Here is a 5,889-nt window from a genome sequence, read left to right as displayed (position 1 = left end):
AGCCGGCACGCCGGTGGCGCGGTCGCGCACCTTTGGGCGTTGCACCTCGATGGGCCCGATCCCGGTCTGGATCGTCCGCTCCGGTCCGAAACCGTGCCGGACAACGCGCTGGCGACCGTCAGGCAGCCGTTCGTCCGTCAACTGCGCGACGAAGCCATTTGCCTCGGCCCTGAGTGCAGCGGCAAGCATCTGGCGTGCGCCCTCGCGGGCGATCTCCGTGAGCGGATCGAGGATCGATCCGGGCTGGTGAAGTGGGGTGATCGTGGTATCGTCTTTCATGGCGTATCGCTCCTTTGGGAGGTTCTGGCAGGCTTCGACACCAGCCACGATACGCCGCCCTCTCAGGCCGCATCACCCATTTTCAGTCATAGCTCATCTTGCGGATGTTGTGGCCGCAGGCGCAAAGGACCGCGAAGATGGCGTCGCCGATCGTCCCCTTGAGTGCACAGCGGGCGGGGCGGGCGTCGGTTTTCAGTTGGCCGATCTCGGGCTCTGTAGCGCTGCGACGGCAGAGCAGTTTCGCCAGTGTCGGGGTGAGGCCGCGGCGGGTGCCGCTGATCAGCACCCGGGTGGTCTCGACGCCGTGGCCGCGATAGCCGCGGTTGACCAATGCGAGGCTGGGGCGGCGGTCGGTCAGGATCTCGACCTGTTCCAGCGCCCCGGCGAGCCTGTGGCCGTTGTAGGGATTACCCGGCATTGCGCGCATGCCGACCACGAATCCCTCGGCAACGGTTGCGGCGAGGATGACCTTGGTGCCGAACTCGTAGCGGAGGCGGGCCTGCCCTTGGAGATGCAGTCGGCTTCGGGCGCGTGCAGGCAATAAAGCTTGCCATTGTCTTTCAGCCCCTGGTGCAGGAGCCGGCCAGTCAGCGCCAGGGCCTAGAGCAGACGCCGCAGGGCGCCAACGGGAATACTGTCCACCTAACGCCACGCACTATTTCGGGACATAGGGGCAGGGCAATCGGGTGAATGAATTGGTTACAAGCGGCTGAAGTGGTGCATCTATCTAAGGCCTCTTGATCTGAGGAGGACGGTTTCGATGAGCCTGGATTCGAGCGGTTGCGGAGCGGTTTCCAAGTCGATTGTTTTTCTTCGCTATTTCGAGGATTTGCCTGATCCAAGGCAGCGCGCCAAAGTGATGTATCCCCTGCCCGAGGTGCTGCTGCTGTGCCTGCTGGCCGTGCTGGCTGGCGCCGAGACGATCACCGACATCGTCCGCTTCGGCGAGGCGAAGCTGGCACTGTTGCGCCGGTTCCGGCCCTTCGCCGAGGGCACGCCCGGCAGGACCGAGTCCGAGACGCGCTTTTACATCACCTCGCTGACCCTGCCCGCCGACCAGATCGGCGCCATGGTCCGCGACCATTGGGCGGTGGAGAACAGCCTGCACTGGGTCATGGACATGGTCTTCCGCGACGACGAATGCCGCCTGCGAACCGACAACGCCCCAGCCAACTTCACAACCATCAAGCACATTGCCCTCAACGTGATGCGACGAGGAAATGGCCAGGACTCCCTCCATCTCAAGCGGAAGGTCGCCGCCTGGGATGACGAATACCTCGCAAGCCTCATCGCAAGATGAACCTTCGCCCGATTCCCCTGGACATAGGGGTTGCCGCAATAGACTAAAGGCCAAAGATACATTAGAATTCTGTGTGCTCCTTGTTGGAGTCAGCAGCCTGCCTGTGCCTAGTGAGCTTTTTCGGAGGGATCAGTGCCGAATGCTTTCGCCTATATGATGCTCTTTAGTTGGCCGCTGGTTGTAGCAGCACTGTTCAACGCGATGCCTCTGCAGAAAGCGCTGATCTGGTCGATCGTGGCGGGTTATCTCCTGCTGCCGACACAGACGGGTGTCAATTTACCCATGGTGCCCACCATCGATAAAACGCTGGTTCCCAGCCTTTCGGCGGCCTTGATGTGCTGGGTTGTATCGCGCCGGCAAGCGTTGTCGGCGGCGCGGCGCGGCGCTTGCCAGATTTCGGCCGAGTCAAATCTGCGCGTGCGCGGGCAATGGATTATTAGCGGGCTGCTCCTGCTTCTGGTTGCGACGCCCATTATCACCGTTCTGCAGAATGCCGATCCGGTGATCGCGGGACCACGTTTCATCCCCGGACTGCGGCTCTATGATGCGATCAGCCTGGCTTTCGGTCTCGTCATTTTGTTCCTCCCGTTCCTTTTGGCGCAGCGCTTCTTAGGAACGGTAGAAGCACACCGATATCTGCTTGTAATCGTCGTCATTTCTGCCTTGGCCTATTCGCTCCTCGTCTTCTTCGAGTTGAGGATGAGCCCGCAACTCCACCGGTGGATCTACGGTTTCTTTCCACATTCTTTTGCCCAGCATATCCGGGGAGACGGTTTCCGGCCGGTGGTATTTCTCGGGCACGGCCTCAGTGTCGGTATCTTCCTCGCGATGGCAACCCTGTCCGCTTGTGCGCTCTGGCGGCAGGCAATACGCGAAAGGGTTGCTGCCATGCCTTGGATCTTCGCCGCCGGCTGGCTGCTGTTGACGCTTCTGCTTACCCGCAACCTCGGCGCCACGGCGCTTGCTATGCTCTTCGCGCCGGTGATCCTGTTCACAACACTGCGGCTCCAACTTGTCCTGGCAGCCGTGATCGCAGGCTCCGTTCTGGTCTTTCCCATGCTGCGTGGCACCGGATGGGTACCTACCGACACGATCCACGCTGCGGCGCAGGCGATCAATCCCGAGCGCGCGGTCTCGCTACAGTTCCGGTTCGATCACGAGGATGCGCTGCTCGACCGTGCCAACGAGAGACCGCTCGCCGGCTGGGGTAGCTGGGGGCGCAATCGGGACTACGATCCGAATACCGGCCGTAATCTGAGCGTGACCGATGGGCTTTGGGTGATCGTGATCGGGAGCTACGGCTGGCTGGGCTACATCGCGCAATTCGGCCTGATGACCCTGCCCATCCTGATGCTCGCCTTCCGACGCCGCACAGACCTGCTGCCGGCTACAACGGGGCTTGTGTTGATTGCGACGATCGGGCTTATCAATCTAATTCCAAACGCAGCGCAGACACCGGTTCTCCTGATGGTCTGCGGCGCGTTGTCAGGATATTGTTTTTCGGCACAAAAAACACATAAGAAGAACGAAAGTAGCAGTCCTGCGAGCTTGAAATATCCTTTCCGCGATGTGGGCAAGCGCTCTCTGAACTCAGGTTCAATGGCACCCGCACTGCGGCACGTGCGGCGTCCGAGAGGCCCGACTCAGCCTGCAACATTGCGGACAAAACCTTAGGAAATGTTCGTAAATGCGCAGCCGGGCCTAGCCCTTAGTGAAATTCTTACGGCGAATGAGTCTACTTGGAGATAGGTACTTGAAGGAAATTGCACGCTTAGTTTTCTCGACACTTGGCTATCAAATCAAACGTACAACGATAGAACCCGATCACATGATCGTAGCAGGGCGCCTTTCTGCCTATCCTGCTGCCGTTCTTGGACTGGCCGCAAGCGGCAATTTCATACGCATCGTGATCGTTGGCGCAAACGATGGACGCATCAACGACCCAATCCACGAGACAGTGCGAGCGCATTTGGCAGGTAGGTCGGAGATCGTGCTGTTCGAGCCGCAGCACCGCCTGCACCCGATGCTACGTGAAACATACGCCTTCCACCCAGCTTGTACCATCTCCGGTGCCGCGATCGGCCCCCAGGGCACTCTGGAACTGCATGCGATCCGGCCGGAATTCTGGTCACGGGCTCGTGCGCCCTATGCAGCAGGCTGGCCGGATTACCGCGCGCCCACAGGGGTGACCTCGGGTCAGCGCGAACACGTCGTCGCTTGGGCGAACCAGCATATCCGTGGCCTAAGAGACGCGGAAAAAGCCGTCGAACGGCTTTCAGTGCCCTGCAAGCCGCTACCCGCCGCGCTGCGCGATCTCGGCCTGTCCGTCGCGATCGACGTGCTACAGGTAGATGCCGAGGGAGCTGACGACACGGTACTTTACAACGCAGGACTTGCCGAAACGCGGCCGGCTGTCATTCATTTTGAGTTCGGCCATCTAACAGCGGATCGCGGCAATCGGCTTTTGCGGTTTCTGGATAGTTTGGGCTATGTGGTCTGGCCCTTAGGGCAAGATCGGCTAGCAGTCCGCGCCAGCAGCTAGGTCTCGACTAATCATTTGTACAGGGAGAGTGACTCTGATAACTTCATCGAGTAGCGGCGGCGGTTCATTTGATGCTGCAGGGAAATACGCCTCACCCAGCCTGTGGTACCAGGGACGTCGTTGTATCACTTATGTCATCGTTTCTGCACTGCAGTTGCAGATCAGGCTCGGCTAAGATTGAGAGTTTTGCGTATTGCATTGCTGACGCCTGCCTGGCCGGGTCAGAACACCGCCAATGGGATTACTACCTCCGTAGCACATCTGCGAGAAGGTTTGGAGAGCTGTGGGCACGACGTGACAATCGTCGCCATGCGAAAGGATGCGTACTGCGACGATGACGATGTTATCGAAGTCCCAAGCTGTCCTTGGACTTTGCTCGACAAACTGAGGTGGAGGCTCGGCGATGATTCTGTTCCGCACCGCTTGATTTCCCGCAGCATCGCATTCGCTGTGCGGGAGGCTGAGCGCAAGTTTGGCGTCAGTGTTTTCGTCATGGAGGAAACTCAGGGTTGGGCGCGCTGGTTGCAGGACGAGGTCTCGGTACCGGTGGTGGTCACGCTGCGTGGCCCTTGGGCGGTGCACAAGACCCTGAATGCCGGCGACTCGGTTTCAGATGCACACCGAGAAGCCCGGGAGGCAGCGGCGCTAAACATGGTCCAAGGTATCACCGCGCCGTCACGCGACGTTCTGGAGGCAACACGAAAGGCATACGGACTTCCGGATGTTCCGCAGACGGTGGTTCCCAATGCGGTAACTCCGGCAGACCAGATCAGATTGGCGCCTTCCGACCAAGGTCAAAGGCGGCGACTGCTTTTCGTGGGTCGGTACGACAGGCACAAAGGCGGCGACACCGTCATAGACATGTTCAACCGACTCGCAGCGTCGACGGCTGAATGCAGTCTGAGCTTCGTCGGGCCTGATCGTGGAGTCGACCTACCAGACGGGAGTATGCAGGGGATCGGCGCCCATCTTGCGATTCTACCTGAGCCAGTCCGACAAAGAATCACAGTGCTGGGCCAACGCAGCAAGTCGGAGATCATGAAGCTTCGGCAGCTCCATGGAATTACCCTTATCGCCTCGCGCTACGAGGTGTTCGGAAATGTAATGGCTGAGGCCATGGCGGTCGGATCCCCGATCGTCTGCACCCGGGTCGGCGGCCCGGCCGAGATCCTGCGGCACGAGGAAACGGCGCTTCTGGTTCCGCCGGATGATCCTGAGGCCATGGCGAAGGCTTGCGCGCGGCTCTTCGATGATCCCGAGTTGGCGGACAAGCTCGGTCACGCCGCCCGCGAATTCGCCGAACAGAATTTATCTCCCGTAGCAGTGGGACGCCAGATGGCGGATTTCTTGGAACGCGTGGTGAATTCCTATTCGAAATGCTAGGGTCTGTTGACGTTTGAGGATTGAACGAAACCGCTCCGCGGCAGGGGGCATTGTCGCCATGGGAGCTTCTGTCTGAAAGGATTGGGTTGCTGAGCCCCCTTCCAGACAGGAGCATTCCGATGACCGAAGTCAGCCCTCTGCGCCGCCGCATGATCGAAGACATGACGGTCTGCAACCTTTCGCCGGCGACCCAGCGATACTACCTTCATGCAGTATCGAAGTTCAGCCGTTTCTTCGGCCGCTCGCCTGACACGCTGACGCTGGAGGACGTACGCACCTTTCAGGTTCACCTTGCATCGAAGCGCGGCAACCATCCGGCGGGAGCCGCGGTCAGGCGGCCTTGACGGTGGCTTTTGGGGCGGCCCAGTTCCAGGGGAGCAGTTCC

General features: G+C 60.0%; 5 protein-coding genes and 2 pseudogenes. 5 read left to right on the top strand and 2 right to left on the bottom strand.

What is annotated here, in order from left to right; all coding sequences use genetic code 11:
- Nucleotides 1-327: pseudogene (locus tag IM708_RS20135) on the bottom strand (IS256 family transposase); the annotation flags it as partial.
- Nucleotides 328-373: 46 nt separating this feature from the next.
- Nucleotides 374-921 (bottom strand): annotated as a pseudogene (locus tag IM708_RS20130) (IS5/IS1182 family transposase); the annotation flags it as partial.
- 118 nt (nucleotides 922-1,039) lie between these two features.
- On the opposite strand from IM708_RS20130, the gene IM708_RS20125 reads away from it, so the two are divergent.
- The 5 genes from IM708_RS20125 (at nucleotide 1,040) to IM708_RS20105 (ending at nucleotide 5,848) form a co-directional block, all read left to right on the top strand.
- The gene (locus IM708_RS20125; protein ID WP_209428351.1) at nucleotides 1,040-1,579 is read left to right on the top strand and encodes an ISAs1 family transposase; all 540 of its coding nucleotides are present in this window, start codon (nucleotides 1,040-1,042) and stop codon (nucleotides 1,577-1,579) included.
- Between the two features lie 132 nt (nucleotides 1,580-1,711).
- Nucleotides 1,712-3,253, top strand: coding sequence for a hypothetical protein (locus IM708_RS20120; RefSeq protein WP_209428350.1), 1,542 nt, complete (start codon nucleotides 1,712-1,714; stop codon nucleotides 3,251-3,253).
- 79 nt (nucleotides 3,254-3,332) lie between these two features.
- The gene (locus tag IM708_RS20115) at nucleotides 3,333-4,121 is read left to right on the top strand and encodes an FkbM family methyltransferase (protein WP_209428349.1); all 789 of its coding nucleotides are present in this window, start codon (nucleotides 3,333-3,335) and stop codon (nucleotides 4,119-4,121) included.
- 102 nt (nucleotides 4,122-4,223) lie between these two features.
- Nucleotides 4,224-5,504: a glycosyltransferase family 4 protein gene (locus IM708_RS20110; RefSeq protein ID WP_348525010.1), complete on the top strand. Its 1,281-nt coding sequence runs from the start codon at nucleotides 4,224-4,226 to the stop codon at nucleotides 5,502-5,504.
- 119 nt (nucleotides 5,505-5,623) lie between these two features.
- Entirely contained in the window at nucleotides 5,624-5,848 is a 225-nt protein-coding gene (locus tag IM708_RS20105) for a phage integrase N-terminal SAM-like domain-containing protein (RefSeq protein WP_245243354.1), read from the top strand.
- Nucleotides 5,849-5,889 lie beyond the last annotated feature (41 nt).

Origin of the sequence: Pararhodobacter sp. SW119 (genome assembly GCF_017811755.1) — a bacterium.
In the GTDB taxonomy this organism is placed as follows: Bacteria; Pseudomonadota; Alphaproteobacteria; order Rhodobacterales; family Rhodobacteraceae; genus Pararhodobacter.
Note: the sequence above shows the minus strand (reverse complement) of the source record. Positions and strands in the feature narration are given on the sequence as shown.

Excerpts from the sequence above, each read along its gene's own strand:
- IM708_RS20125 (WP_209428351.1), top strand. The coding sequence starts at position 1,040 with ATGAGCCTGGATTCGAGCGGTTGCGGAGCGGTTTCCAAGTCGATTGTT.
- IM708_RS20105 (WP_245243354.1), top strand. The coding sequence starts at position 5,624 with ATGACCGAAGTCAGCCCTCTGCGCCGCCGCATGATCGAAGACATGACG.